At 34.2% G+C, this 2,301-nt stretch carries 3 protein-coding genes; 2 read left to right on the forward strand and 1 reads right to left on the reverse strand.

The window, feature by feature from the left end:
- The first annotated feature begins 188 nt into the window (after positions 1-188).
- Positions 189-422 (forward strand): hypothetical protein, encoded by a 234-nt coding sequence (locus UC75_RS12720; RefSeq protein ID WP_004793577.1) that lies wholly within the window; start codon positions 189-191, stop codon positions 420-422.
- A gap of 151 nt (positions 423-573) precedes the next feature.
- On the opposite strand, the gene UC75_RS12725 is transcribed toward UC75_RS12720, so the two are convergent.
- Positions 574-1,245 (reverse strand): XRE family transcriptional regulator, encoded by a 672-nt coding sequence (locus tag UC75_RS12725; protein WP_005303661.1) that lies wholly within the window; start codon positions 1,243-1,245, stop codon positions 574-576.
- Positions 1,246-1,914: 669 nt separating this feature from the next.
- On the opposite strand from UC75_RS12725, the gene UC75_RS12730 reads away from it, so the two are divergent.
- On the forward strand, positions 1,915-2,169 hold the full coding sequence (locus UC75_RS12730) for a hypothetical protein (protein WP_005303662.1): 255 nt from the start codon (positions 1,915-1,917) through the stop codon (positions 2,167-2,169).
- Positions 2,170-2,301: the final 132 nt, after the last annotated feature.

A 2,301-nucleotide genomic window follows, 5' to 3' on the forward strand; every position in this document is an offset into this window, starting at 1 on the left:
GGCCCCCGCAACCAAAATATTATGCTCTGTGATGTACCACTTTTCATAATGCGAAAATTATGAAAAGCAATTAGCTTATAAATAACCCAATATAAAGCTAAATATTAAATTCTAGACTGACTGTCCATACCTTAAATCTAGCGTTCTAATTAAATACCGTTAAATCACATGAGCTCAGTGATGAGTGAATGATTGTGAATATAGTAAATGAGTGGCAAATTGCCACATCCGTAAATGGCAATGAGATTAATGTGAGGATCGTTCCTCATGTGCGTAAGCAAAACTCTCAAGATGGTTATCGTTGGGTCGAAGTTGGTAAGAAAATTCAACTTCAATCTGGTGAAGAAATCGAATTAAACCAAGATGGTAAAAGCTTTTATGCTGGATTTAATCAGCTTTATCGTTTAACGACGTATTGTTGATAAAATGCTTGGCTCTAAAGCAAAAAAACCTATCTCCTTTAAAAGAGATAGGTTTTTTTATATCTATATGGATAATAAATAATTAAAGTTATAAAAAGCAAAAACGAATTAAATTGATCGAATTATTATTTTAATTATATTTATAACGACCTTAACCCGCTCGCCAGAATTGACGGCCCATGACCTTAAAGTTCTTGCCATTTTCTTCGGTTACACGGCGGTCTCTAAATTTTTCATTCAAACTATGTAAAATTAAAGACCCATCAGCTTCTTTAAAAATTTGCTTAATCATTCCTTCCCCTGCAAAGTAAACCGCATAAATCTCGCCATCAATTACTTCAGTTTGAGAGATATCAATACCGACCAGATCTCCATCTTTAATGTAGTCTGTCATACTATCGCCTTTAGCTTTGATAATACGCATGCACTCTTGGGCAACCCGTTTTTCTTTAAAGAATGAAGCAGGGAAAGGGATTTTCCCATTAATTGCATCGAAATGGAACTCAATCGACTCACCAGTACCACACGAAAAACTAGCTTCTACCACTTCAATCCAAGCATATTGATCGGTGGATTCAGCACTCACAACTGTAGGGCTAAATACATCACTTTCTCTAAAAGCATCTTCTGTATTTCCAGTCGTTAACCAATAACCATCTACACCTAAAAATTGGGCAATAAGTGGAAGAAACGCAGATTTTAAATTTTTCCCAGACTCTAAAGCTTGATAGGCTGGCTGAGACATTTTTACAGCCTCAGCGACTTCAGCCTGAGTTTTTTTGGCTTTAATTCTAGAATCTTTTAAACGGTCTTTAAGAGCCATAACGGTTACACCAGCAAACTTATAACAAATATATAACTAAAGTTATATCGAGTAAAACAACTATAGTTATTGACTAATAATAACTATAGTTATAATATCAGTTATATCTTCAGATGAATAGATAAAGTTTAAATCGTATTTGAACCACTATTTATTGAATTATCAGCATGTTGAGATGAAAGCTAAATTTATTTTGTTTCTAGAGGAGGCAAAATAGAAGGGAGATAGCTCAATTATTATTTATAGATAGGCTATCAAAACAAAAAATGGAATAAAAAAAAGCCCGATTCCGTGGATCAGGCTTAATGTTCGTCGATAAAGGGTATCAAGAACATGAAGAATTTAGCAAAGATTGTGAGTCGTAACAAAAGTTTCCGATATACGGCAATGTCTTATTTGAACTTTTTGGTCAAAAAATTAAAGTTTGAAAAAGGCGTAAACGTAAGCGCTTTCATACTTTTTTACAATTTTAGAAAAAGGAATATCTACTTTTAAATTAATGCTTTAAATGCATACCGTTTAGTTCTTTAAGTTTGTTGTACCATATGAAACGTTTTGAACACACATTTGTAGTCATAGCTTAGCTATATTGCTCAAAGAATGGATCAAAACTTCAAGAATAACAAACGATAAAGATGCCTTATTAAACGTGTGAGTTGGAGATAGTGAATGACTACAGCAATGCAGAACAGAGCTAAACAACTTAAAAATGCAAAACGTGGAGGATATGTTCCGACAATTGCAAAAGACGTAAACAAATACAAGGTACAAAAAATAAAAAGGGCGCTTGAAGAGGCAAAGCTAATTGCAAGTGAGCTTGAAGATGATGCATTCGAATTCGATGATCAAGTCTCAATGCAAAAAGCGATAGGTGCAATCACCGTGATTGAGTTGATTGAACAAGCCTTAAATAGTGCACACTAACAGGCTTTAGCATACAAACATTCTTTCTTGGACCCCTGAAATATGGGGTCAAGGATCAGTTCGTCTTGCAATTTAGCGCGGTTAAAAAAGCGTTAGTGTTTTTTTATTGACTGTAATAAAGAAAACTAAGGG

The sequence above is a fragment of the Acinetobacter sp. V2 genome, from assembly GCF_001188385.1.
GTDB classification, from domain to species: domain Bacteria; phylum Pseudomonadota; class Gammaproteobacteria; order Pseudomonadales; family Moraxellaceae; genus Acinetobacter; species Acinetobacter oleivorans.